The sequence below is a fragment of the Pseudomonas baetica genome (assembly GCF_002813455.1).
GTDB lineage: Bacteria > Pseudomonadota > Gammaproteobacteria > Pseudomonadales > Pseudomonadaceae > Aquipseudomonas > Aquipseudomonas baetica.
The window spans coordinates 6,120,393-6,143,102 of sequence record NZ_PHHE01000001.1; the positions used below are offsets into that span (position 1 = coordinate 6,120,393).

A 22,710-nucleotide genomic window follows, 5' to 3' on the forward strand; every position below is an offset into this window, starting at 1 on the left:
TGCCCGCGATGGCATTTGCTCAGGCGCTACATCATTGTCCGATAAACCAACGGAAATACGGATTTCCTCCATCCCAACGCATCACCTTGCGCATATCCCGCCCCCACGCGTCCCGATCTCCTTCATAGGCATGTAGACTCGCCCGATAGAACTGCATCAAGCGCTGGCGATGGGTTTCCATGCGCTCATTGAACCCGGCATCGGCATTCACCAGCGGCGGCGGCTGATACAGGTCCAGCAGCGCCGGCAACACCCGGGTGATCTCCTTGCTGCGCACCCACGGTGCATATTCGATCCGAGGCTGATCGTCGGTCACCGCAGGCGCATCGGCGGCAAAGCGTTCAAGCCCGGCGCGATCGGTCACCCAGGTCGCGAGCAGGGCGGCGGCTGAACCGATGCCGACATCCTGCAAGGTGCTGCGCACGCTGTCCTGCTGGAATCTCTCGGTGATTTTCGCCGCGTCCAGGGGCATCGGTTGCAGCGAGCCCACCAGCAACATCTCGTGGAATTCGCTGGTCCACAGGGAGGCGTAAGGGAACACATCAAGGAAACTGCGCACCAGTGAGCGCGAGTCGTCGATGTTCTGCGTCGGCAATGGCAGCCACTGCGCGACGATGCCCTGTTTCTCCAGGCGACTCGCCGCCAATTGATAGAAATCCCGCGAATACAGATTGACCACGCCGGCCGCAGAGGGCGGTGGCGGTTCGAGAGTGATCAGGTCATAGGTTTGCGCGCTGCGCAGCAATTCCTGGCGTCCGTCACGCAGACGCACATCGACGCCGGGATCGCTGGCGGCGTTGAAGTTGCCCTTGAACAGCGGCGCGGCTTTGACCACCGCCGGCAACAGTTCGGCGACCACCCGGTGTTCCAGCCCCGGATAGCGCAGCAGGGCGCCAGCGGTGATGCCGGTGCCGAAGCCGATGACCAGCGTCGAGCGCGGTTCGCTGCTGTGGATCAGCAGCGGCAACAGCGCCTGAATGCGCATATAACGCAGGGAGGGCATCGCATCGCCGGTGTTCGACACGCCTTGAATGTACAAACGGTGGAAGGTGTTCTCGCCACGCCCTTGCGCCACCACCGCCACAGTGCCACCGCGACCTTCTTCGTAGAATGCGAGCGTGCCGTTGCGTGCGCCGGGCAACAGGCTGGCGAGTTTGTTGACCGGGGTGGACACCGCCAAAACAACTGACAACAACCCAAGGGCAACCACGGCCTGGCGCCGGCCTTTCTTCACATGATGGCCCTTGCGCACCGCAAAGTAGCCGATGCCGGCGGCGATGATCGCCAGCAGCCCCAAAGTGCGCACCAGCCCCAGCAACGGAATCAGCAGGAAGCCGCAGAGCATCACCCCGACAATCCCGCCCAAGGTATTGAACGCCACCACGGCGCCGACATCACGGCCGACGCGCGCCTGACCGACACTCAGACGCAGCGCCAGTGGAAACGCGGCACCGAGCAACAGCGTCGGCACAAACACGATGCTCAATGCTGCCACTGCAAAGCGTGCACTCATGCCGGCCAACTCACTGGCGCCCAGGCTCAACAGCCACATTTCCACCTGACTTTGCGCGATCACCAGCCAGCGCCCGAGCACGGCGATTTCCAGCAAGGCGACCAGCCCTGCGCCGGCTATCAGCAAACCGAACACGCCCCACGGATCACGGATGCGTTCGACCCGGCGAGCGAGCAGGGCGCTGCCCAGAAACAGCCCGGTCAGATAGGTCGCCAGCACCACGGCAAACGCGTAGGTGCGAGTGCTCATGAACTGCACGATCGATTGCGACCAGACCACTTCATAGCCCAGTGCCACGCCACCGACGATGGAATACAGCCACAGCGCCGAACGGTCCGCAGCTTTTTCCGCGTGACGTTTGACGATGGTGGTGACCGGGGCATGATGTTGCCGGGCAAACCACAGCGCGCCGACGGCGGCCAGCAGATTGAGCATCGCGGCAAACAAGGCACTGCCACGTACACCGAGACTGGCGATCAACACGAGCGCGGCGAGCAGGGTGCCGACAATCGCGCCCAAGGTGTTCGCCGCATACAACTGACCGCCGGCCTTGCCCGGATCGGCGGCGAGCGAACGCACCAGCACCGGCAGGGTGCCGCCCATTAACACCGCCGGCAGGCCGACCAATGCGAACGGCAATATCCACGCGAGCAGGCCGACATGCTCTTGCAGCCAGGCAAACGGACTGGCCGCCAGGCTCATGGCCACGGTCGCGCTGACGCCGAGAATCGCCACCAGCACTTCCAGCCCGGCATACAGCAGAACCGGTTGTTGCAAGCGATCAGCCCAGCGCCCGAACAGCCAGCCACCGAGGGCCAGTCCTGCGAAAAACGCACTGATACCGGTGGTGATCGCATAGACCTCGACCCCGACCACCAGCGACAGTTGCTTGATCCACAGCACTTGATAGACCAGCGCCGCCGCGCCGGAGATGCACAGCAGCAGGGCGGGGATGAGCAGTGCTTGGGAGGTGGTGTGCGAAGCGGGTATGGCCGATGGCTTGCTGGCGATACGTGAGGACATGCGGAGACCTTAATTCAAGAGTAACCGTGACTGTGCGGGCCCCTTCGCGAGCAGGCTCGCTCCCACAGGGGATGCGTGGCGTACACAATTCCATTGTGGGAGCGAGCCTGCTCGCGAAGGGGGCCGACACGGTCCCAAGTCAAAAAACAGGGCCGCCCGCCGGTGGGGGCGGGCGGCAGTCTTGCGGTGTTACTGGGCAGCCGGAGCCGCTTTCATTTTTTCTTCAATCTTCGCGTCCACTGCAGCACGGATCTGGTCGATGCTGAAGCTCGCCGGTTTTTGGCTGGGCGGGAATTCGATGAAGGTCTGCAGAAAACGCGCAGCCTTGGTCGTTGCCACCGCGACGAGGTAAACGTTCTTGGTCGACCAGTCGTAGTATTGATCCGAGACCACGTCGGCGCGCTCATACGGGTCCATTCTCAAGTTGAATATTTTAGGTACACGCAACGGCGTGAACGGGTTGCTCCATACGGCGAAGCCACCCGGTGCACGCTGCTCGGCGAATACGGCTTTCCAGTTGCCAAAGCGCATCGAAACCAGCATGCCGTCGTCGTTGAAGTAGTAGAACTCCTTGCGCTCACCATTGGGTTTTTGACCGGTCAGGTAAGGCAACTGGTTGTAACCGTCCAGATGCACTTTGAAAGAGTTGCCACCGCTGGTCGGCGCCCAGCCCTTGAGCAGCTTGTTTGCTACATCGGTGTCGCCTGCGGCGGCCAACAGGGTCGGGAACCAGTCCAGGCCCGAGAACATCTCGTTGGAGACTTCACCGGCCTTGATCTTGCCGGGCCAGCGGACCATCGCCGGAACCCGGTACGCGCCTTCCCAGTTGGAATTTTTCTCGTTGCGGAATGGCGTGGTCGCCGCGTCCGGCCAGGAGAACTGGTTAGGGCCGTTGTCGGTGGTGTAGACCACAATGGTGTTGTCGGTGATTTTCAGGTCGTCGAGGGTTTTCAGCAGTTTGCCGACGTCGCCGTCATGCTCAAGCATGCCGTCTGCATACTCGTTGCCGGGCATGCCGCTCTGGCCTTTCATCGAGTCACGCACGTGGGTGAACAGGTGCATGCGGGTCGTGTTCATCCAGACAAAAAACGGCTTGTCAGCCTTGGCTTGTTTCTCGATGAACGCCTGCGCCGCCGCCGTGGTTTCGTCGTCGATGGTTTCCATGCGCTTGGTGGTCAGCGCGCCGGTGTCTTCGATCTTGCCGTCGGCAAAACTGTGAATGACGCCACGTGGCGAGTTGGCCTTGACGAAGTCCGGATCATCCTTGGGCCAATAGGGGCGCTCAGGTTCCTCTTCGGCGTTGAGGTGATAGAGGTTGCCGAAGAACTCATCGAAACCGTGGTTGGTCGGCAGGTATTCGTCCTTGTCCCCAAGGTGGTTTTTGCCAAACTGCCCGGTGGCGTAACCCTGCGATTTGAGCGCCTGGGCGATGGTGATATCGCGCTTTTGCAAGCCGACAGTCGCGCCCGGTGCGCCGACTTTCGACAGGCCGGTACGCAGCGGCGTCTGACCGGTGATGAACGAGGATCGGCCGGCGGTGCAGCTGTTCTCCGCGTAGTAGTCGGTGAACATCATGCCTTCTTTGGCGATGCGGTCGATGTTCGGGGTCTTGTAGCCCACCACCCCCATCGAATAAGCGCTGATGTTGGTCTGGCCGATGTCATCGCCGAAGATTACGAGAATATTGGGTTTTTCAGCCGCCGTGGCCGTAGCCGACAGCGCCAGGACCGAGGTCGCCACGAAGGCGAGTTTCGGTAGCCATTTGCGTATGCGAGTCATCTGACTTGCTCCTTTTCGCGGGGGGTCGTTTATTGCGACTAACGTTTATTGCAGCCCTGCAGCACGCTTTCTTATTGCACTTGCCCGGTGACCGTTGGCTCGAACGGGTAGATCCGACGCCACTCCGACGCCATGTCGACCACGGTCCAGCCACGGGAATTGGCTTCGTCCAGGGCCTTGTCGAGCCGGCCGATATCGGATTTTCGGTCGTACGCCCATTCGCGTTTGGCGTCGGTGTGATGCACCAGACCCATAAAGCGTTTGCCGGGACCAGCGGCTGTCCATTGCAGCATCTGCAGGTCGCCGTCGGAGTTGCCGAAGGCGAGGATCGGCCGTTTGCCGATCACCGCGTCGATGCTTTCCGGTTTGCCAGGGCCGTCGTCGTTATGCGCCAGTTTCGCTGTGCGCACGATCGAGGCCTTGCCGTCCTTGTATTGGAATGAAGTGATGAACGTGGTGCCGATTACCTGTTCCGGCGGTATGCCGTAGACCTTCTCGGCGAAGGCGCGCATGAACCCGGTGTCGCCGCCGGAGACGATGTAGGTCTTGAAGTCCTGTTTGCGCAGGTAGTCGAGCATCTCCAGCATCGGCTGGAAGATCATCTCGGTGTACGGCTTGCCCGTTTTTGGATGGCGCGCCTGACTGAGCCAGGTCTTGGCGTAATCATCGAAGGCTTCGGTGGTCATGCCGGTGTGGGTGGCGCCGAAAATCTTCAGCAAGCCGTCCATGCCCGCCGCAGCGAGGGCTTTGTGGTCGCTCTCCAGAACCGCTTTGAACGGCTGGGTGGTTTTCCATTCCGGATGCTGCGCGGCGGTGCGCTTGACCTCATCGAAGGCGAACAGCAATTCGAAATACGCCGGTTGTTCACTCCACAACGTACCGTCGTTGTCGAACACGGCGATGCGGTCGCCCGGTTTGACGAAGTCCTTGCTGGTCTGGTCGGTCACCGTTTGGACGAATTCGATAATGCTGCGCTTCGCCGGGCCGTCATTCCAAGACGGCAGCGGCTCGTTGGCCTGGGCGAGCAGCGGCAGGGCAAGGCCAAACAACAAAGCCAGTGAGAAACGTTGGCGGTGCAGGAGCGCAGTCGTCATGGGAAATCCTTCTCGTGAACGGGGTTGAGCGGACGCAGGGCCGGTGCCGGTTTTGCTTGCTGCTGTTCGGCCTGACTGTGAAGCGTAGACAATGATTCGCGCAGTTGAACGAGTGTTTGTTCGGTGCTCGGCTGACGCCCGTAAAGCCCGCGCAACAGGCCTTGCAGGCGCGGGCCGGCATCGACCAGTTTCAGACCCAGCCGACTACGGCGCAGCCACAGGTACAGCGCGCTCAATTGAGGAGGGCGGGCTTGCAGTTGTGCATCGATTTGTTGCCAGGCGAAGGCGGGCGATTGCTGCCACGCCCGTTGTTGCGCCTGCCGGCGCGCTTGCCGGTTTTTTCTGGCGCGGATGAGTGCAGGACGCAACAGATAAGCGGCGCCGACGACTGCCGCGAACAAGCTCAGCCACCAAAGCCGATGCGTGGAAAAATGCAGGCGATTCTGGCCCAGTTGCTTGAGGTCTTCGCTGATCGAGAAGACCGGTTTGTAGGCGCTGCTGGTCATTGCCTCAAACGTCACCGCCGGCACCTGCGCAGTGCGCGATTGGCGAGTACTGGCGTCCCACCACTTCACGTCAATGGCCGGCAAGGTGTGCGAACCGGCCTTGTCGATGCGGTAGGTGACGCTGTCGATGCGCTGACCGCCGAGGATGTCGCCGCGACCGTCGTCCAGAGAGGTGACTTGCGGGGTTTTGGTATAGCGGCTTAGCCCGGGAACATCACCGAGCGTTGGAATCGGCAGGGCCATCGCCAGTGCGCCGTCCGCTTGCAGGGTCAGTTGGCGGGTGAGGCTGTCACCGACTTTCAACGGGCTCGCCGAATGGGTGATGCTCTGAGTGAACCGCAAACCGCTGGCAATCAACGGCGTTTCCCCCGGTTTGAAACCCGGCGGCTGGGCGGCGCTGAATTGCACCGGTTGGCTTTGCGCACTGATTTCGCGGGTGGCCTGCCCGGGCGTGGCGAGCACGGTCAGCGCCGGGATGTCGAACCTGCGTGCGACGTTCGGGGTGATCAGGTAGCTGTAACGCAAACCGCTGAAGGACTGGCCGTCGATGGTTTGATTGAGGTGCTGGGCCTGACCGTCGGGCGGCATGACCAGGGCGCCGTCGAGTTTCAGGTCGGGCAGGGTGGCAGCGCTGGTGAACCAGGTGTCGGTGAGGACGTCGATTTGCAGTTCGATCAGGCCGCCGACCATGGCGCCCTCGGCGGGTTGCAGGTGGGCCTGGACTTGGAGTTGGGGTTCGGTGGCGAAAGCATTGAGGCTGAGCAGACTGAACAGCAGTAAGGTGCCGGCAGTTGTGGCGATTGAATGGGCCTCTTCGCGAGCAGGCTCGCTCCCACATGGGGGCTGTGTACGGCGCAGATCCTCTGTGGGAGCGAGCCTGCTCGCGAAGGCCACGACTCGGTTCATGGCCTGGCTCCCTGCTGATCCTGCAAGCTGAACTTCTGCTTGAGAAACGTCGCCGGCGAGGTGGTCAGGTTCTGCAACCACAAGGCATCGGACGCGGCCTGCTCAGTCTCCATGGCTTTGCTCTGGCCCTTGCCCGGTGCCTTGTCGAATTTCACCTCGTCGGGTTTGGTCTGCGGGGCGTTTTTCTCCGCGCTTTCAGTGTCCTTGAGCAACGCCTGCGCCAGCGCCAGATTGGCCGTGGCCTCGGGGAACTGCGGTTGCAGTTTCAAGGCCTGGGTATAGGCGGCAATGGCTTCATCGAACTTGAAGCGACGCACGTAAATATTGCCCAGATAGAAATAGGCCTGCGGCGTGTCCAGCCGCGCAAACGTCGCCAGCGCCAGGTCGTAATCAGCCGCGTGATACGCCGCGATACCTTTCCAGTACGGGTCGACAAACAGCGCGGCAGCCTGCGGCAGGTGCTGGTGTTCGAAGGCCCAGCGGCCCTGCTGATCGCGGGTGAAAAAGGCGTCGGTCAGGGCGTTGGCCTGCGCGGGTGCCGCAGGCCAACCCAAGCCAATCGCCAGTGCAAGCGCAGGCATCCAGTTGACGCTCCAACTCTTGCGCACACTGAACAGCGCCAACAGCAACAGCGGCCAGCACAGCCAGTAGCCGGTGTCTTTCCAGTGCAGTTCGCGCTGCTCGGCGCTGGCACTCTGGAAATGCTGCTGCGCGTGCAGTTCGATCCAGTCCAGATCGTCCTCATTGAGCGTCAGGCTGCCCAAGGGCGCATCGAGTGCAGAGGCCAGTTGCTTGAGCGCCGCCTGATCGAAACTGCCCAGTGCCGGGCGCCCGTCGGCATCCGTGCGCGGCTGGCGGTTGGCATCGTGGATGACTCCGCCATCCTCACTGCCAACCGCCAATACCAGCACTTGCAACGGACTGTCGCCCACCCGCTTGTCGAGGCCGTCGAGTTGTGTGGTGTCGGCGCCGTCGGTGATCAGCAGCAAACTGCCGGGTGTTTTTTCGGCGCTGAGCAAACGTTTCGCCTGATCGATCACCGCGCCGACGTCTTTGCCCGGTTTGTCGATCAATCCGCTGCCCAAGGCTTGAATGAAGGTGTCGAGCAGCGCCGCATCGTCGGTCGGCGGCAACACCATATGCGCGCTCCCGGCGTAGGCGATCAGCGCAGTACGGGCACCGGCGCGGCGCTTGATCAGGTTGTGCAGTGTGTGTTTCGTCGCTTCCAGTCGGCTCGGCTGCACATCGCTGGCATCCATCGACGGCGACAGGTCTACAGCGACAATCAACGGCGCACGATTCTCGAGAAAATCCGGTCGATCCTGTTCCCAGGTCGGCCCGGCGGCGGCGAGTGCACCGAGGATCAACAGCGCGCATAGCAGATGCACCGGGCGCAGGCGTTGATGGTCTTGCGGGGTGACCAGCAAATGCGGCAACAGGTGTTCGGCGATATTGCCGCGCAGGCGTCGTTGCAGGTCGCGACCGCGACGCCAAAGCAGCGGCAGCACGGCGCCGAACAGGGCGAGAAACAGCCATAGCGGACGCAGGAAATGGAAGTCGCTGAGATTGATCTCCATCTCAGGCCTCCTGTCGCTGACGAGCGAATGCCAGACGGACCCGCAGCAGCGCGCCGAGGTGATACAGGGCCAGCAGGGCCATCGCCGCACCCAGCGGCCAGTAAAACAACTCGCGTTGCGGTTGATGGCTGAGGGTGTTCACCTGGTGCGGGGTGAGGCGATCAAGAGTGCTGTAGACCTGATCCAGCGCAGTGCGGTCTTCGGCGCGGAAGAACTGGCCACCGGTGGTTTTGGCGATCTGCTCCAGCGCCGACAGGTTGACCTTGGCTTCGCCGGACGCGCTCGGGTCGCCGATACCGATGGTGTGAATGATCACACCTTTGTTGGCGGCCATTTCTGCGGCGTGATCCGGAGTGATTGCGCTGCTGGTGTCGTTGCCATCGGTGAGCAGGATAAGGACTTTTTCCTGCTCGTGGGCCTGATCCAGCAGCTTCAGGCTCAAGCCGATGGCATCGCCGATGGCCGTGTTGGGCCCGGCCATGCCGATGCCGGTGTCGGCCAGCAATAGCGAGAGACTGGCGTGATCGAGGGTCAGCGGTGCCTGCGGATAGGCGCCGCTGCCGAACACGATCAGGCCGAGGCGGTCATCCTTGCGCTTGTCGATAAAGCCTTGAACCACCTCTTTGACGGCGGCGAGGCGATTGATTTTTGCGCCACTGGCGTTGGTGAAATCTTCGGTTTCCATCGATTGCGAGAGGTCGATGGCGAGCATCAGGTCGCGCACCGGTTGTTGTCGTTCGATGGGCTTTTCAACGAACACCGGGCGAGCGGTGGCCAGCAGAATTAATGCCCAGACGAGTACGTTCAACAGCAATTGCCAATGATTGCGTCGGCTGCCGACGATGCCCGGCGCCTCACCGACGGCCCGGCTCATCGCAGCGAAAAACGGCACGCGCACGGCGCTGCGGGCCTCGTTGTAGGCGGGCAGATAACGGTAAGCCAGCCAAGGTAATGGCAACAGGAGCAATAGCCACGGGTAATCAAGCTGCCACATGGTGATGCTCCATCCAGTATTGGCAGGTATCGAACAGGGCCTGACGTTGCGGCGCGGGGAGGGCACGCAGGGTGGCGTCGGGGGCGTAGGCGAGTTGCGCGAGTTGTTTGCTGAAATCGGCCGGTAGCAGTTTCTTACAGTGTTGCTGCAAAAAGACTTGCCAATCCTCCCGCCCAAGCGTCGCGATCCCCTGTGGGAGCGAGCCTGCTCGCGAAGGCGGTGGCCCAGACACCATAGATGTTGAATGTGCCGGCCTCTTCGCGAGCAGGCTCGCTCCCACATTGATCGGGTTCCAGTTTGGGGATTGTGTGGGCATCGACAGGGCGACGCGTTTGAGCAGTTCCGGCAATTCACGCAAGGCATTGAGGTCATCACTGCGACCACGCAATTGCGCCAGACGCGCCAGGCCCTCACGCCGATAAGCGTCCCTGCGCCATTGCCGGTAACGCCGAATCCCGATCAACAACGCGGCCAATATCAGTAGGGCGAGCAACACCCACCAACCCCACGTCTGCGGCGCATAACTGACCGGCTCGGGCAGGCCCAGCTCTTTGAGCTGTTCAATACTCGGGATATTCGGGTTCATCGCCGTGCCCCGGCACTTTTACCCAGCTCGGCACGCAGTTGCGCATGGGCCTCTTCGGCGGTGCTGAACATCATCAGCGGCACCTGACTGCGGCGCAGCAGGGTCGCAACGTCCTGCAGCCGACCGCTGAGAAAGTCCCCCAGCGGTTGGTGCACGTTGCGTTTTTCCACCGCCAGTTCCACTTGCAACTCGCCTTGGGTGACCAGCAGCCGACCATTGCTCGGCAGCTTCATCGCCAGCGGGTCGTAGACCTGCAGCGCAATCACATCGTTGTGCGCCGACAATTGCCGCATCAGTTGCAGGGTTCGTTCGCCAGCCCCGGCAAAGTCGCTGACGATGCAGATCAAATGGTCGTGACCGGCCAGGGCAAGGCAGCGTTGCAAGACCTTGTCCAGTTGGTCCTCGTCTTCAGCGTCAGGGTTGGCCGCGTTCAGCGCCTGATTCTGTTCGGCGATACGGCTGAGCAATGCCTCCACGCGCTTACGGCTGCGCAGCGGCGCAATGCTGTCGATGCGCTGATCGTTGAACACCAGCCCGCCAACCCGGTCGCCGGCGTTGAACACCATCCACGCCGCCAGTGCCGCAAGTTCGGCGCCGAGGGCGGATTTGAAGCTGCGTTGCGAGCCGAAGAACATCGACATGCGCTGGTCGACGACGATCAATGCCGGGCGGTCGCGCTCTTCGGTGAAGGTGCGTACCACCGGTTTGCCAATGCGCAGCGACGCGCGCCAGTCGAGATGACGCAAGTCGTCGCCCGGCTGATAGCGGCGCAATTCATCGAAATTCAGACCACGGCCACGCAGGCGCGAGGCATGGTTGCCGGCGAGGATGCTGCCCCGAGGCTGTCGCGCCAGAAAACTCAGATCACGGGCCTTGAACTCCAGCGCCATCAATTGCGCGAGAGAGACGTAGACCAGGCCTTCGTCGTTCACGCCGGAATCGCCACTTTATCGAGAATCCGGTCGAGTACCTCATCGGCACTGACGCCATCGGCTACCGCGTCGTAGCTCAATTGCAGACGATGGCGCAGCACCGGGTGCACCACCGCCCGCACGTTGTCCGGCGAAACAAAGTCCTGACCTTGCAACCAGGCATCGGCGCGCGCGCAACGGTCCAGGCCAATACCGCCACGCGGGCTGGCGCCGATGGCAATCCAGCGCGCGAGATCTTCGTCGTAATCGGCAGGGTGGCGAGTGGCGTTGATCAGGTCGATCAGATAGTTGTCGATGGCCGGCGATACGTGTACCGCGCTGACTTCCTTGCGTGCGGCGAAGATCACCTCCTGCGACAGGCTGAAGCCTTTGGCGGGTGTGGTGCTTGCGCCTATGGCGAATTCTTCGTTGCGCAGCAGGCGCAGCACCTGACTTTCGTTTTCGGCGCTCGGGTAGTCGAGCAGCACCTTCATCAGAAAACGGTCCATCTGCGCTTCCGGCAGCGGATAGGTACCTTCCTGTTCGATCGGGTTTTGCGTCGCCACCACGATGAACAGTTCCGGCAGCGCATGACTGTTACCGGCCACAGTGATCTGGCGTTCCTCCATGGCTTCGAGCAGTGCCGCTTGCACCTTGGCCGGCGCACGGTTGATCTCGTCGGCGAGGATCAGGTTGCCGAACAACGGGCCCGGCTGAAAGCGGATTTCGTTCTTGCCTTCGACCTGATGCAGCACCTCCGCTCCGGTGATGTCCGAGGGCAGCAGATCCGGGGTGAACTGGATGCGGCTCATCTGCGCGTCGAGGTGTTTGGCCAGCGCCTTGACCGTGCGCGTCTTGGCCAGCCCCGGCAGACTTTCCAGCAACAAGTGACCGTTGGCCAACAGGCCGAGAAGGATCTGGCGGATCACCTGATCCTGACCGAGTACGGCTTCGGCGATGCTGGCTTGCAGGGCATTGAGGTCGGTAAGCGCAGTCATGGGGGCAGTCCTTTGTGTCCGGTCTAGAAAAAGGCCAGGGTCAGATTGACGCTGAAGCCGTTGCCTTCAGGGCGGTTCTTGGTGTCGAACTCCGGCACCCAGCGCGCGCTGACATTGGCCTGCGCATCGGCGAATTTTCCGGCCCAGCCGATCACCGGACCGGCACCCACCGCGCGTCCGCGATAGCCGTGCAGGAAATCGGCAGTGTCGCCTTTGTCATCGGTGATCTGCTGGATGTAGCCGGCCGCCAGCCCCGCACTCCAGCCACTGCCAAATCCGTGGGTCCACAGCGCATCGAGGGTGAAAATGTTGCCGTTGCGATAGTCCGTGGCGTGGTTCTCGGTGTAGAACTCGAGCCCGCTGGAAAGGGTGAATTCGCCACCCTTGCCGTCGAGATGAGTGAAAGCCACGGTTGGCATGAACGTGTAATTGTTCTGTCCGGGGTTGGCCAGCCGGTCTTTGTTGTAGGCCCCGGTGGGCACATAAATCGGCAGAGAAAACGCGATGTGGTTGAGTTCGTCGAAGTGATAACCGGCGGCAATCGGCGTGATCAGCGGGTCGGCGAACTGCGTGCCGGAGTCACCGGTGCCGAGGGTTCGCCCGCGAGGGCCGGTAATGGCTGCATCGATGTCGGTGTACTGCAGCGGGATGCCGATGGCAGAGGCGAAATTCCATGGCCCTTTGCCGGTGTCCCACACATGCGTCAGGTTGGTCATGGTGTAGGACACCTTCAGGTCGAGCCCGGTGCTGACTTCACCGGAAATCGGTGCACCACGGCTGCCTTTCAGCGAGCCGTCGTACCAGATGCTGGTCACCGAGACCACCCAGCCCGGCTCCGGTGGGACGATCCCGGCGTTGGAAAACACCTGCTGGCCGGTGATCGGTCGGCCAACACCACCCTCTGCTGCGTAAAGCAGAGGACTGCCAATCATGCACAGCGCCAACAGCGGGCGCACAACGTTGGGCTTGACCATCAATCAATGACTCCGCTTATTGTTTTGAGTTGACTGGATTGAGCAGTGGCATCTTCCATTCACCACTGGCCACTTCCGGTTTTGGCAGATAAAGACGCACGATTGCGTAGAACGGCCCATTCGGGGCTGGCAGCCAGTTGGCCTGTTTGTCCTTGCCCGGGGTCTTGTGCTGCACATACAGGGTCAGGCCGCCGTCGGCATCCAGCGCAAGGTCCGGCAGCATCCGCGAATTGATCAGGTAGCGATCAAGCGGGTTGGCCACCAGCAGCTTGGTCTTGCCGTCATACATCGTCAGCGACCAGAACGCATCGGCCGGTGGCAGGGCGCCCTTGTCGAAATGCAGGGTGTAATCGTGTTTCGAGGCATCGGCGGGCTGGCCATCCTTGTCGACGAAATAGCCGATGTAATTCGCCTCTTCGGCGGAGTTGCCAAAGATGCCCATATTGGCGCCGGCGTAGCGGTACAGGTAATTGCCCTTGAGGTGATCGCGGGTGCCGAAGAAATCCCCACTGGTCACTTGATGGCTGTCGACCTTGTCCTTTTTGAACGCGGCAAATTCGGCTTTGGCATCGCTGATACCGTCTTCGAGCGCCTTGCGCTGCTCTGTGGAGAGTTTCTTCACGTCGAACGGCTGGCCGGCGCCGATGCCGATTTTGCCGAAGCGTGCGAGCAGTTCCTTCTCGACATCCTGTGGCGGCGTGAATGCCAACATGAAATTCAGGTAACGAAACAGCTCCGGGGTTTCGCTCATGCTCGGCGTCGGTTTTGGCCAACTGACCTTGGGTGCCGGGGCCGGGGCTTTTTGTTTGACGTAATGACTGAGGGTTTCGACTTTGTAGCCTTTCTGGATCTGCTTGACCTTGGTCAGGTCCTTTTCATCGAACAACTGCGTGCGGTACAGCGCGTAGGTGATGTTGCTTTCGCTGCGCACCAGGCGGTCGATGTTGACCGGTTGCTGACCTTGCCAGTCAGGCCCGGCGATCATGAAGTGCCCACCGTTGTTACCCGTGCTGCGTGTGCCCAGATAGGCGAAATTCTGCGTGTAGGCGTCGATCAGTTGTACCGAGTAATAACGGTGTTCTTCGATCGGCGGCAGGGTCAGGATCAGCGGTTCTGTGCGCAAGTCCATCCAGACGAAGGAGTAGGGCGTGTCGGCGTTGGGCGTGACAAACGCAGTGTCTTTGGCGGTGAACGCCTTCGCCGTGTTGCCGATCTGGTTCAGCGGGGCCTTGTAGTTGGGGCTTTTGCTGTCGATGGCCTGGGTGTAGAGGGTTTTGTACATCTCCACCACCGGGAAGCCGTACAGATAGGCTTCCTTGGCAATGCCCCGGGCTTCGTCAGGGCTGGCGCTGAAATCGGCCAGGACGCTGGTGCTCAGGGTAAGGGTCAGGCTGGTCAGCAACAGACTGCGTGTGTGCATGGTGCGTCCTTATTTATTGCGCGAGCGTGATGTCGTCGAGTTTCCAGCTCTTGTCGAAATACGCTTCAGTCGGCGCGTACAGACGGAAATAACTGAACCAGTGTTTGCCGGGCAGGGTTTGCACCCAGTTGCTTTCCAGGCCCTTGGGCGCGGTCGGGCCGAAGTACAGGTCCACCGAGCCGTCGGGGTTCTTCTGCAAATCATGACGCGAAGAAAGGTCGGCCTTGCGCTGCGGATTGTCGATCAGGCCGCGGCTGGTGATGTCGTAAACGGTCATCGACCAGAATTGTTTGGCCGGCGGATTGGCGCCAACGTGCAGGCGATAGCTCTTGCCACCGTCGAGCCAGTCACCCTTGGCATCGGTGTAGGCGCCGAGGTAGGTCTGGCCCAGCCCCGGCGTTTTGGAAACCATGCCTTTGGTGTTGGTGACCGCCTCGTAGAACCAGGCACTGCGTTCCCACAACTGGTCGTAATAGGCCACGCGTTGTGATGGCTCGGCGATATTCAGCACCGTGTCCCAGTGCCGGTCGGGCCAATACTGAGCGTCAGGGAAACGCTTGGCGAAGGTGTTGGCCTTGGCAATCAGTTCGCCGACCTGCGCACCTTGCTCAAGGGCCTGACGTTGATGGGTGTTGGGGTTGAACGGTTTGTCCTTCTCGATGCCCAGGCTGGCAAGCATCGCCATGTAAAATCGGTCACGCTCGTTGACCGGTTCTTTCTGGATGATCTGGTACAGGCGTTCCCAGTAGGCGATGCCTTGGGGTTGCGTACCGGACCAAGGTTTGCCTTGCGGCGAGAGCAGGCGAGTATCACCCGGCTTATTGCGTTGGGCGTAGGGGTACATCTTGAACTTCTCGACCAGTGCCTTGCCCTTGGCCGGGTCCGGATCGAGCACACGGAAACCCACCAGCACGTTCATGGTTTCCGATTTCGCCAGGTAGTACCGGCCGGCATCTGCCGGTGGTTCGGCACCGGGTGGCAGAACCAGGTATTTGCCGCCCTGGCCCTTATCGGGGCCGGTCTGTCCCATGTCGATGATCGCCCGCTGCCAGAAATCACCGATGCCGCCGGCGGTCGGCCCCGGCGGCAACTCGATCACCAGTGGCCCGGTTTCACTCAGATCGACGAAGCCGAGAATGTAGGGGGTAGTGGCGTTGGCGGTGATCACCCCGAGCTTGTCTTCGTAGCTGTTGAGTACCATCAGATCGCCGCTGCGCGCGCCGAGCTTGTCGCGAAACTCTTCCTGCCACTGGGCGTAGGACACCAGCGGCAAGGCCCACAGATAACTCTGGGTCGCCTGCTGGAAATCCAGTTCGGCGTACAGTTTGGCAATCGAGTCATGGCTCGGCAGCTCGCCTTCCATAGCGATCTTGCCGATAGGGGTATCGAGGTCCTGGGCGCCGACGCCACAACTGACAAACATCGTCATCAAGCTGAAACCGGCGGCTTTGAGGGTTGCGTGCATAGCGAATTCCTTACTTGCCAAACGTCACGTTGAGACCGGCATAGAGGGTGAACTGCGGGAGACCATCGCCCTTGCGCTCGACCGTCCACTGCGGCTCGACGAAGGCGTTGAGGATGTTGCTGCCGGACTTCCAGGCTTTGCCGACACCCAGGCCGATCGGGACATAGTGAGTGTCGTTTTTCAGGTCGAAAGTCCAGGTGCCGGTGGAGCGCAGGTACCAGCCTTTTTCCAGGTTATGGATGATGAACGGTTGCAGGGTTGCGCTTTCGACATGGGGGCGATCGTTGTCGCCGGCAAACGAGCTTTGGTACTGCACCAGCGCGCCGAGCAGGCCGCGCGGCGAAGCGTCGATGGCCACTGCCGCCAGACCTCCTTGCCATTTGCCGGTGCCGAGTTCGTCCTGTTCGGCGGTCGGCGCGGTGATCAACGGGCCTACGCCCAGTTGCACGCCTTCGGATTTAAGAATGAAAATATCGAACAGGTTCAGATCGCCGATGCCGGTGCTGTAACCGTTGTGCGGATCGGGGCGGGTGCTGATCGGCAGCGTTGCGCGGACCAGTTGCGGCACGCCGATGAAATCGTTGGGCGCAATCGGCAGGGTGCCGCGCAGCAACACGTCATTGGTGTGCGCGTTGCTGTCGTAAAGCTTAGGGGTGTAGTAATCCTGCAGATTGGCGCCCGGTGCGATGTTCAGCGGGTTGTTGCTTTTGTTCGAGTCCTCGGCGTTATCCGCTTGCGCGCAACACGCAGCCGCCAGCGAACTCGCCAGAAAAAGAGTCTTCCCCACTCGATTGAACATCATCCCCGATTCCCTGGTGGCTTATGGACAACTCGGCACTTGGCGGCCGTTACGGCGTAATCCCTTTCTTATCAAGCCTGTAGGACACGTCTGAATGACGCTAGCAGCTAATCGGGAGTTAGCCAGCCGAAGGGATTAATTCTTTGGTTTTGTGTACGGGTTCGCAGGTGATTGTGCACTAACCATTCCATTGCTTACGGTGTAGGAGCTGTCGAGTGAAACGAGGCTGCGATTTGATCTTGTTTTTTAACGGCAAAATCAAAAGATCGCAGCCTGCGGCAGCTCCTACAGATGCGAGTCGGTTCAGCCGTTTTTCTTGGCCTGTTCGCGGACGCGCTCCTCTTGTGCGCGCGCTTCAGGGGTGAACTCGGCTCCGAAGTCTTCGGCAGAGAATATCTGGCGAATTTCGATATCAGAGTCGGTGCCCGGCATCGGGTTAGGGCAGCGCTTGACCCATTCGATGGCTTCTTCTTTTGATTTCACTTCCCAGATCCAGTAACCCGCTACTAATTCTTTGGTCTCGATGAACGGCCCGTCGGTCACGGTGCGCTTTTCACCCGAGAATCGTACGCGAGTACCCTTGCTGCTGGGCTGCAGGCCATCAGCCGAGACCAGAATGCCGGCCTTGGCCAGTTCTTCGTTGAAATTGCCCATGGCAGTAAGCAGTTCTTCGCTGGGCATGACGCCGGCTTCGGAATCGGCGCTGGCTTTGACAAGGATCATGAATCGCATGGCGGTTACTCCGTGGATTGTGGGGATTCGTTGTTTAGTCGAACGAGCCAGCGGTGAATCGACAGGGATCCTGAATAAAAGACCAGTAACACCACACAATCCAATGTGGGAGCGAGCCTGCTCGCGAATAGGTCGTCACATTCAACATTTATACTGATTGATCCAGCGCATTCGCGAGCAGGCTCGCTCCTACATTGGAATGGCGGCAGTTTTGTATACAATTTTTCGCGTAGGCACCCAACAATTTCAAAACAGGGCATAGGTCGTCGGACAATTTCGTGTTTAACTTCGGCCTCTTGCATGCTTTCCAATCAAAACATCAGAAGGACTCAAGTCATGGCTCAAGTCACCCTTAAAGGCAATCCGGTTCAAGTCAACGGCCAGTTGCCACAAGCCGGTTCCAAGGCGCCAGCCTTTTCTCTGGTTGCCGGCAATCTGTCCGACGTCACCCTGAAAGACTTCGCCGGCAAGCGCAAAGTGCTGAACATCTTCCCAAGCGTCGACACCCCGACCTGCGCCACGTCCGTGCGCAAGTTCAACGCTCAGGCCAATGACATCAGCAACACCGTGGTGCTGTGCATCTCGGCTGACCTGCCATTCGCCCAGGCCCGCTTCTGCGGTGCCGAAGGTCTGGAAAACGTCCAGAACCTGTCGACCCTGCGCGGTGCCGAGTTCATCGAGAACTACGGCGTGGCTATCGCTGATGGCCCGCTGAAAGGCCTGACCGCCCGAGCAGTAGTGGTTCTGGACGAAAACGACAACGTCCTGCACAGCGAACTGGTCAAGGAAATCGCCGAAGAGCCTAATTACGAAGCGGCGCTCGCCGTTCTTAAATAAGCGCTTTTACAATTGTTAACGGCCTGGCCCTGTCCAGGCCGTTTTCATTTGTGTATCAGTGTTTTGCCTCACACCTTGAAACGTAAGTTGAAGGTAAATTGCCGGTAAAGCTGCTTTGCTTAATCCCCATCAGTGCTTATCGTTCAGCCTCCCGTAGAAGAAGCCCACGCGCCCAATGGTTAATCACTCCATGCAATCGTCCCCCCGTAATTCCCGTCGCTGGCTGATCAGCCTGCTGGTCTTGTTGGTTATCGCCGTGCTGTGCTGGAAATTCTGGCCGGCCGGTTCAGCCCACAAGGAGGGCGACGAGAAGGGGGCGGCCGGGCATGCCGGCCGTTCGGGGATGATGCGGCCGGGCTTTGGCGGCGGCACCGGGCCGATTCCAGTACGGGTGGCGCCAGTGGTCACGGGGGATTTCCCGTTGTATTACAAGGCGCTGGGCACCGTCACCGCGCTTAACACCATCAACGTGCGCAGCCGGGTGGGCGGCGAACTGGTCAAGATCAATTTCGAAGAGGGCCAGATGGTCAAGGCCGGCGACCTGCTGGCAGAGATTGATCCGCGTCCGTACCAGAACGCCTTGCTCCAGGCTGAAGGCACCTTGTTGCAGAATCAGGCACAACTGAAAAACGCGCAGGTTGATGTCGAGCGCTATCGCGGCCTGTTCAAGGAAGACAGTATCGCCAAGCAGACACTGGACACCGCTGAAGCACTGGTCGGCCAGTATCTGGGTACCGTGAAAACCAATCAGGCGGCGGTCAACGACGCCAAGCTCAATCTCGAGTTCACCAAGATCCGCGCGCCGATCGCCGGTCGTGTCGGCCTGCGCCAGGTCGACGTCGGCAACCTGGTGGCGGCCAACGACACCACGTTCCTGGCAGTGATCACCCAGACGCAACCGATCAGCGTGGCGTTCACCTTGCCGGAAAACAGCCTCGAAACCGTGCTGGCCCGGTATCGCAGTGGCGCTAAACTGCCGGCCGAAGCCTGGGATCGCGGCGATGCCAAACTTCAAGCCACCGGCGTGCTGCAAAGCCTCGATAACCAGATCGACGTGGCCACCGGCACCCTGAAATTCAAGGCCCGTTACGAAAACCGCGATCAGTCGCTGTTCCCTAATCAGTTCGTCAACGTTCATCTGCTGGCCGACACCCTCAAAGGCGTGGTGCTGGCACCGTCTGCGGCCATTCAGTTCGGTACCAATGGCACCTTCGTTTATGCGCTGGACGGCGACAAGAAAGTCACCATCCGCCAGTTGAAGATCGGCGCCAGTGACGGCGAGAACACGGTGATCACCGAAGGCCTTGCCGCCGGCGACCGTGTGGTGCTCGAAGGCACCGATCGCCTCAAAGAAGGCAGCGAAGTGGAAGTGGTCAACGACAGCAACCAGGTGCCGACCACGCCGACTGAACACCTGCAAGGCAAGTCCGCCGCCACCCCGGCTGACGCCGCTGTCACCGACAAGGCCAAGAAGGGCGCATGAACATTTCGCGGCTGTTCATCCTCCGTCCGGTAGCCACCACCCTGAGCATGCTGGCCATTATTCTGGCCGGCCTGATCGCTTATCGCTTGCTGCCGGTGTCGGCATTGCCGCAGGTCGATTACCCGACCATCCGCGTCATGACCCTGTATCCCGGCGCCAGCCCGGACGTAATGACCAGCGCCGTGACCGCGCCGCTCGAGCGCCAGTTCGGGCAAATGCCGGGCCTGACGCAAATGGCTTCGACCAGCTCCGGCGGCGCCTCGGTGCTGACCTTGCGCTTCAGCCTCGACATCAACATGGACGTCGCCGAACAGCAGGTGCAAGCCGCGATCAACGCCGCGACCAATCTGCTGCCAACCGACTTGCCGGCGCCGCCGATATACAACAAGGTCAACCCGGCGGACACCCCGGTGTTGACCCTGGCCATCACCTCGAAAACCATGCTCCTGCCCAAACTCAATGATCTGGTCGATACGCGCATGGCGCAGAAAATCGCCCAGATCAGCGGCGTCGGCATGGTCAGCATTGCCGGCGGCCAGCGTCAGGCGGTACGGATCAAGGTCAACCCGGAGGCCTTGGCCGCCAACAGCCTGAACCTGTCCGACGTGCGCACCTTGATCAGCGCCTCCAACGTCAACCAGCCCAAAGGTAACTTCGACGGCCCGACCCGGGTGTCGATGCTAGACGCCAACGACCAGCTGACGTCGCCCGAAGACTACGCCAACCTGATCCTTGCCTACAAAAACGGCGCGCCGCTGCGGCTCAAGGATGTCGCGCAAATCGTCGACGGCGCCGAGAACGAGCGTCTGGCGGCGTGGGCCAACATGAATCAGGCGGTGCTGCTGAACATCCAGCGTCAGCCCGGCGCCAACGTGATCGAGGTGGTCGACCGGATCAAGGCGTTGCTGCCGAGCATCACCGACAACCTGCCGGCCGGCCTCGAAGTGACCGTGCTGACCGACCGTACCCAGACCATTCGCGCCTCGGTCACCGACGTTCAGCATGAGCTGCTGATCGCCATCGCCCTGGTGGTGATGGTGACGTTCCTGTTCCTGCGCCGGTTCAGCGCGACGATCATTCCATCGGTGGCGGTGCCGCTGTCATTGATTGGCACTTTCGGCGTGATGTACCTCGCCGGTTTTTCGGTCAACAACCTGACCTTGATGGCGCTGACCATTGCCACCGGTTTTGTGGTCGATGATGCCATCGTGATGCTGGAAAACATCGCGCGGTTCATCGAAGAGGGTGACAGCCCGATGCAGGCCGCGCTCAAGGGCGCCAAGCAGATTGGCTTCACCCTGATTTCCCTGACCCTGTCGCTGATCGCGGTGTTGATTCCGCTGCTGTTCATGGCCGATGTGGTCGGGCGGCTGTTCCGTGAATTCGCCATCACTCTGGCGGTGGCGATCCTGATTTCCCTCGTGGTGTCGCTGACCCTGACGCCGATGATGTGCGCCCGTCTGCTCAAACGCGAACCTGAAGAACACGAACAGGGCCGGTTCTATCGGGCCAGCGGTGCGTGCATCGACTGGATGATTGCCAAATATGGTCGCGGATTGCAGTGGGTGCTCAAGCATCAGCCGCTGACGCTGTTGGTGGCCATCGGCACACTGGCACTCACCGTGTTCCTTTATATGGTGGTGCCGAAGGGCTTCTTTCCGGTGCAGGACACCGGGGTGATCCAGGGCATTTCCGAAGCGCCGCAGTCGATTTCCTTCGCCGCCATGGGCGAGCGCCAGCAGCAACTGGCCAAGGTCATTCTTGAAGACCCGGAGGTGCAAAGCCTGTCTTCCTACATCGGTGTCGATGGCGATAACGCCACGCTCAACAGCGGCCGATTGCTGATCAACCTCAAGCCTCACGGCGAGCGTGATCTCACCGCTACCGAGGTCATTGCGCGTCTGCAACCGCAACTGGACAAACTCGTCGGCATTCGACTGTTCATGCAGCCGGTGCAGGACCTGACCATCGAAGACCGCGTCAGCCGTACCCAGTATCAGTTCAGCATGTCCTCGCCGGACTCCGAGTTGCTGAGCCAGTGGAGTGGTCGACTGGTTGAGGCGCTGGCGCAGCGCCCGGAACTGACCGACGTCGCCAGCGACTTGCAGGACAAGGGCTTGCAGGTCTATCTGGTGATCGACCGTGATGCGGCCTCGCGTTTAGGCGTTTCGGTGGCGAACATCACCGATGCGCTGTACGACGCCTTCGGTCAGCGGCAGATCTCGACCATTTACACTCAGGCCAGCCAGTACCGCGTGGTGCTGCAAGCGCAGGCCGGCGAGAAGATCGGCCCGCAGGCGCTGGATCAGATTCACGTCAAGACCACCGATGGCGCGCAAGTGCGCCTGTCGAGTCTGGCCCATGTCGAGGAGCGTCAGGCGCAACTGGCGATCACCCATATCGGCCAGTTCCCGGCGGTGATGATGTCGTTCAACCTCGCGCCAGGCGTCGCGCTGGGGCATGCGGTGGATGTCATCGAGCAGGTGCAGAAAGACATCGGCATGCCGGTCGGCGTGCAGACCCGGTTCCAGGGCGCCGCCGAAGCGTTCCAGGCTTCGCTGTCGAGCACCTTGCTGCTGATTCTGGCGGCGGTGGTGACCATGTACATCGTGCTCGGCGTGCTGTACGAGAGCTACATTCACCCGATCACCATTCTCTCGACCTTGCCGTCTGCGGCGGTGGGCGCCTTGCTGGCGCTGCTGATCAGCGGCAATGACCTGGGCATGATTGCGATCATCGGCATCATTTTGCTGATCGGCATCGTCAAGAAGAACGCGATCATGATGATCGACTTCGCCCTCGACGCCGAACGCAATCAGGGCATGGCGCCGCAGGAAGCGATCTATCAGGCGGCGCTGCTGCGTTTCCGGCCGATCCTGATGACCACGCTGGCCGCGCTGTTCGGCGCGGTGCCGTTGATGCTCGCTACGGGCTCGGGCGCGGAATTGCGCCAGCCGTTGGGTCTGGTGATGGTGGGCGGTTTGCTGGTGAGTCAGGTGCTGACGCTGTTCACTACGCCGGTGATCTACCTGTACTTCGATCGCCTCGGTCGGCGTTTTGGCAAGACCAATGCTGACACTGAAGAGGTGGCGGTATGACTGTCCGGACACATT

At 60.9% G+C, this 22,710-nt stretch carries 17 protein-coding genes; 3 read left to right on the forward strand and 14 right to left on the reverse strand.

The annotated features are described in order from the left end of the window. Positions 1 to 31: 31 nt before the first annotated feature. From ATI02_RS28465 to ATI02_RS28530, 14 genes are all read right to left on the reverse strand, one after another. Positions 32 to 2,536 carry a fused MFS/spermidine synthase gene (locus tag ATI02_RS28465; RefSeq protein WP_100848016.1) on the reverse strand — a complete coding sequence of 835 codons (2,505 nt, stop codon included), beginning with the start codon at positions 2,534 to 2,536 and terminating at the stop codon, positions 32 to 34. Between the two features lie 189 nt (positions 2,537 to 2,725). Then, a complete protein-coding gene (locus tag ATI02_RS28470) occupies positions 2,726 to 4,315 on the reverse strand; it encodes an arylsulfatase (RefSeq protein WP_095191677.1) in 1,590 nt (529 codons plus the stop codon). Between the two features lie 71 nt (positions 4,316 to 4,386). Continuing rightward, entirely contained in the window at positions 4,387 to 5,409 is a 1,023-nt protein-coding gene (locus ATI02_RS28475; RefSeq protein ID WP_100848017.1) for an HAD family hydrolase, read from the reverse strand. After that, the gene (locus ATI02_RS28480) at positions 5,406 to 6,821 is read right to left on the reverse strand and encodes a BatD family protein (protein ID WP_100848018.1); all 1,416 of its coding nucleotides are present in this window, start codon (positions 6,819 to 6,821) and stop codon (positions 5,406 to 5,408) included. Before ATI02_RS28480 ends, ATI02_RS28475 begins: the two co-directional genes overlap by 4 nt. Then, positions 6,818 to 8,398 (reverse strand): VWA domain-containing protein, encoded by a 1,581-nt coding sequence (locus ATI02_RS28485; protein ID WP_100848019.1) that lies wholly within the window; start codon positions 8,396 to 8,398, stop codon positions 6,818 to 6,820. The genes ATI02_RS28480 and ATI02_RS28485 overlap by 4 nt, the downstream gene beginning before the upstream one ends. A 1-nt stretch (position 8,399) precedes the next feature. Continuing rightward, positions 8,400 to 9,392: a vWA domain-containing protein gene (locus ATI02_RS28490; protein ID WP_100848020.1), complete on the reverse strand. Its 993-nt coding sequence runs from the start codon at positions 9,390 to 9,392 to the stop codon at positions 8,400 to 8,402. After that, positions 9,379 to 9,978: a DUF4381 domain-containing protein gene (locus ATI02_RS28495; RefSeq protein ID WP_100848021.1), complete on the reverse strand. Its 600-nt coding sequence runs from the start codon at positions 9,976 to 9,978 to the stop codon at positions 9,379 to 9,381. Before ATI02_RS28495 ends, ATI02_RS28490 begins: the two co-directional genes overlap by 14 nt. Next, positions 9,975 to 10,910, reverse strand: coding sequence for a DUF58 domain-containing protein (locus ATI02_RS28500; protein WP_100848022.1), 936 nt, complete (start codon positions 10,908 to 10,910; stop codon positions 9,975 to 9,977). The genes ATI02_RS28495 and ATI02_RS28500 overlap by 4 nt, the downstream gene beginning before the upstream one ends. Next, positions 10,907 to 11,887, reverse strand: coding sequence for an AAA family ATPase (locus ATI02_RS28505; RefSeq protein WP_095191684.1), 981 nt, complete (start codon positions 11,885 to 11,887; stop codon positions 10,907 to 10,909). The genes ATI02_RS28500 and ATI02_RS28505 overlap by 4 nt, the downstream gene beginning before the upstream one ends. Before the next feature lie 23 nt (positions 11,888 to 11,910). After that, positions 11,911 to 12,861 carry a SphA family protein gene (locus tag ATI02_RS28510; protein WP_095191685.1) on the reverse strand — a complete coding sequence of 317 codons (951 nt, stop codon included), beginning with the start codon at positions 12,859 to 12,861 and terminating at the stop codon, positions 11,911 to 11,913. Between the two features lie 16 nt (positions 12,862 to 12,877). Then, a complete protein-coding gene (locus tag ATI02_RS28515; protein WP_100848023.1) occupies positions 12,878 to 14,281 on the reverse strand; it encodes a DUF1254 domain-containing protein in 1,404 nt (467 codons plus the stop codon). A gap of 13 nt (positions 14,282 to 14,294) precedes the next feature. Next, positions 14,295 to 15,746: a DUF1254 domain-containing protein gene (locus tag ATI02_RS28520; protein ID WP_100848024.1), complete on the reverse strand. Its 1,452-nt coding sequence runs from the start codon at positions 15,744 to 15,746 to the stop codon at positions 14,295 to 14,297. Positions 15,747 to 15,756: 10 nt separating this feature from the next. Continuing rightward, entirely contained in the window at positions 15,757 to 16,545 is a 789-nt protein-coding gene (locus tag ATI02_RS28525) for a hypothetical protein (protein WP_100848518.1), read from the reverse strand. Between the two features lie 303 nt (positions 16,546 to 16,848). Continuing rightward, positions 16,849 to 17,277: a YciI family protein gene (locus ATI02_RS28530; protein ID WP_100848025.1), complete on the reverse strand. Its 429-nt coding sequence runs from the start codon at positions 17,275 to 17,277 to the stop codon at positions 16,849 to 16,851. Between the two features lie 336 nt (positions 17,278 to 17,613). Between ATI02_RS28530 and tpx the strand changes: the two genes are divergently transcribed. The 3 genes from tpx (at position 17,614) to ATI02_RS28550 (ending at position 22,695) form a co-directional block, all read left to right on the forward strand. Continuing rightward, positions 17,614 to 18,114, forward strand: a complete 501-nt coding sequence (gene tpx / locus ATI02_RS28540) for a thiol peroxidase (protein WP_075945110.1) — start codon at positions 17,614 to 17,616, stop codon at positions 18,112 to 18,114. A 175-nt stretch (positions 18,115 to 18,289) separates the two neighbouring features. Further along, complete coding sequence (locus ATI02_RS28545; protein WP_100848027.1) at positions 18,290 to 19,597, forward strand: MdtA/MuxA family multidrug efflux RND transporter periplasmic adaptor subunit; 1,308 nt, start codon at positions 18,290 to 18,292, stop codon at positions 19,595 to 19,597. Further along, positions 19,594 to 22,695 carry an MdtB/MuxB family multidrug efflux RND transporter permease subunit gene (locus ATI02_RS28550; RefSeq protein WP_100848028.1) on the forward strand — a complete coding sequence of 1,034 codons (3,102 nt, stop codon included), beginning with the start codon at positions 19,594 to 19,596 and terminating at the stop codon, positions 22,693 to 22,695. The genes ATI02_RS28545 and ATI02_RS28550 overlap by 4 nt, the downstream gene beginning before the upstream one ends. Positions 22,696 to 22,710 lie beyond the last annotated feature (15 nt).

What these genes read in the sequence shown, in the direction of transcription:
- ATI02_RS28550 (WP_100848028.1), top strand. Translation starts at nt 19,594, where the DNA reads ATGAACATTTCGCGGCTGTTCATCCTCCGTCCGGTAGCCACCACCCTG.
- ATI02_RS28530 (WP_100848025.1), bottom strand. Translation starts at nt 17,277, where the DNA reads ATGCGATTCATGATCCTTGTCAAAGCCAGCGCCGATTCCGAAGCCGGC.
- ATI02_RS28510 (WP_095191685.1), bottom strand. Translation starts at nt 12,861, where the DNA reads ATGGTCAAGCCCAACGTTGTGCGCCCGCTGTTGGCGCTGTGCATGATT.
- ATI02_RS28490 (WP_100848020.1), bottom strand. Translation starts at nt 9,392, where the DNA reads ATGTGGCAGCTTGATTACCCGTGGCTATTGCTCCTGTTGCCATTACCT.
- ATI02_RS28515 (WP_100848023.1), bottom strand. Translation starts at nt 14,281, where the DNA reads ATGCACACACGCAGTCTGTTGCTGACCAGCCTGACCCTTACCCTGAGC.
- ATI02_RS28495 (WP_100848021.1), bottom strand. Translation starts at nt 9,978, where the DNA reads ATGAACCCGAATATCCCGAGTATTGAACAGCTCAAAGAGCTGGGCCTG.
- ATI02_RS28545 (WP_100848027.1), top strand. Translation starts at nt 18,290, where the DNA reads ATGGTTAATCACTCCATGCAATCGTCCCCCCGTAATTCCCGTCGCTGG.
- ATI02_RS28475 (WP_100848017.1), bottom strand. Translation starts at nt 5,409, where the DNA reads ATGACGACTGCGCTCCTGCACCGCCAACGTTTCTCACTGGCTTTGTTG.
- ATI02_RS28465 (WP_100848016.1), bottom strand. Translation starts at nt 2,536, where the DNA reads ATGTCCTCACGTATCGCCAGCAAGCCATCGGCCATACCCGCTTCGCAC.
- ATI02_RS28505 (WP_095191684.1), bottom strand. Translation starts at nt 11,887, where the DNA reads ATGACTGCGCTTACCGACCTCAATGCCCTGCAAGCCAGCATCGCCGAA.
- ATI02_RS28480 (WP_100848018.1), bottom strand. Translation starts at nt 6,821, where the DNA reads ATGAACCGAGTCGTGGCCTTCGCGAGCAGGCTCGCTCCCACAGAGGAT.
- ATI02_RS28485 (WP_100848019.1), bottom strand. Translation starts at nt 8,398, where the DNA reads ATGGAGATCAATCTCAGCGACTTCCATTTCCTGCGTCCGCTATGGCTG.
- ATI02_RS28470 (WP_095191677.1), bottom strand. Translation starts at nt 4,315, where the DNA reads ATGACTCGCATACGCAAATGGCTACCGAAACTCGCCTTCGTGGCGACC.
- tpx (WP_075945110.1), top strand. Translation starts at nt 17,614, where the DNA reads ATGGCTCAAGTCACCCTTAAAGGCAATCCGGTTCAAGTCAACGGCCAG.
- ATI02_RS28525 (WP_100848518.1), bottom strand. Translation starts at nt 16,545, where the DNA reads ATGTTCAATCGAGTGGGGAAGACTCTTTTTCTGGCGAGTTCGCTGGCG.
- ATI02_RS28520 (WP_100848024.1), bottom strand. Translation starts at nt 15,746, where the DNA reads ATGCACGCAACCCTCAAAGCCGCCGGTTTCAGCTTGATGACGATGTTT.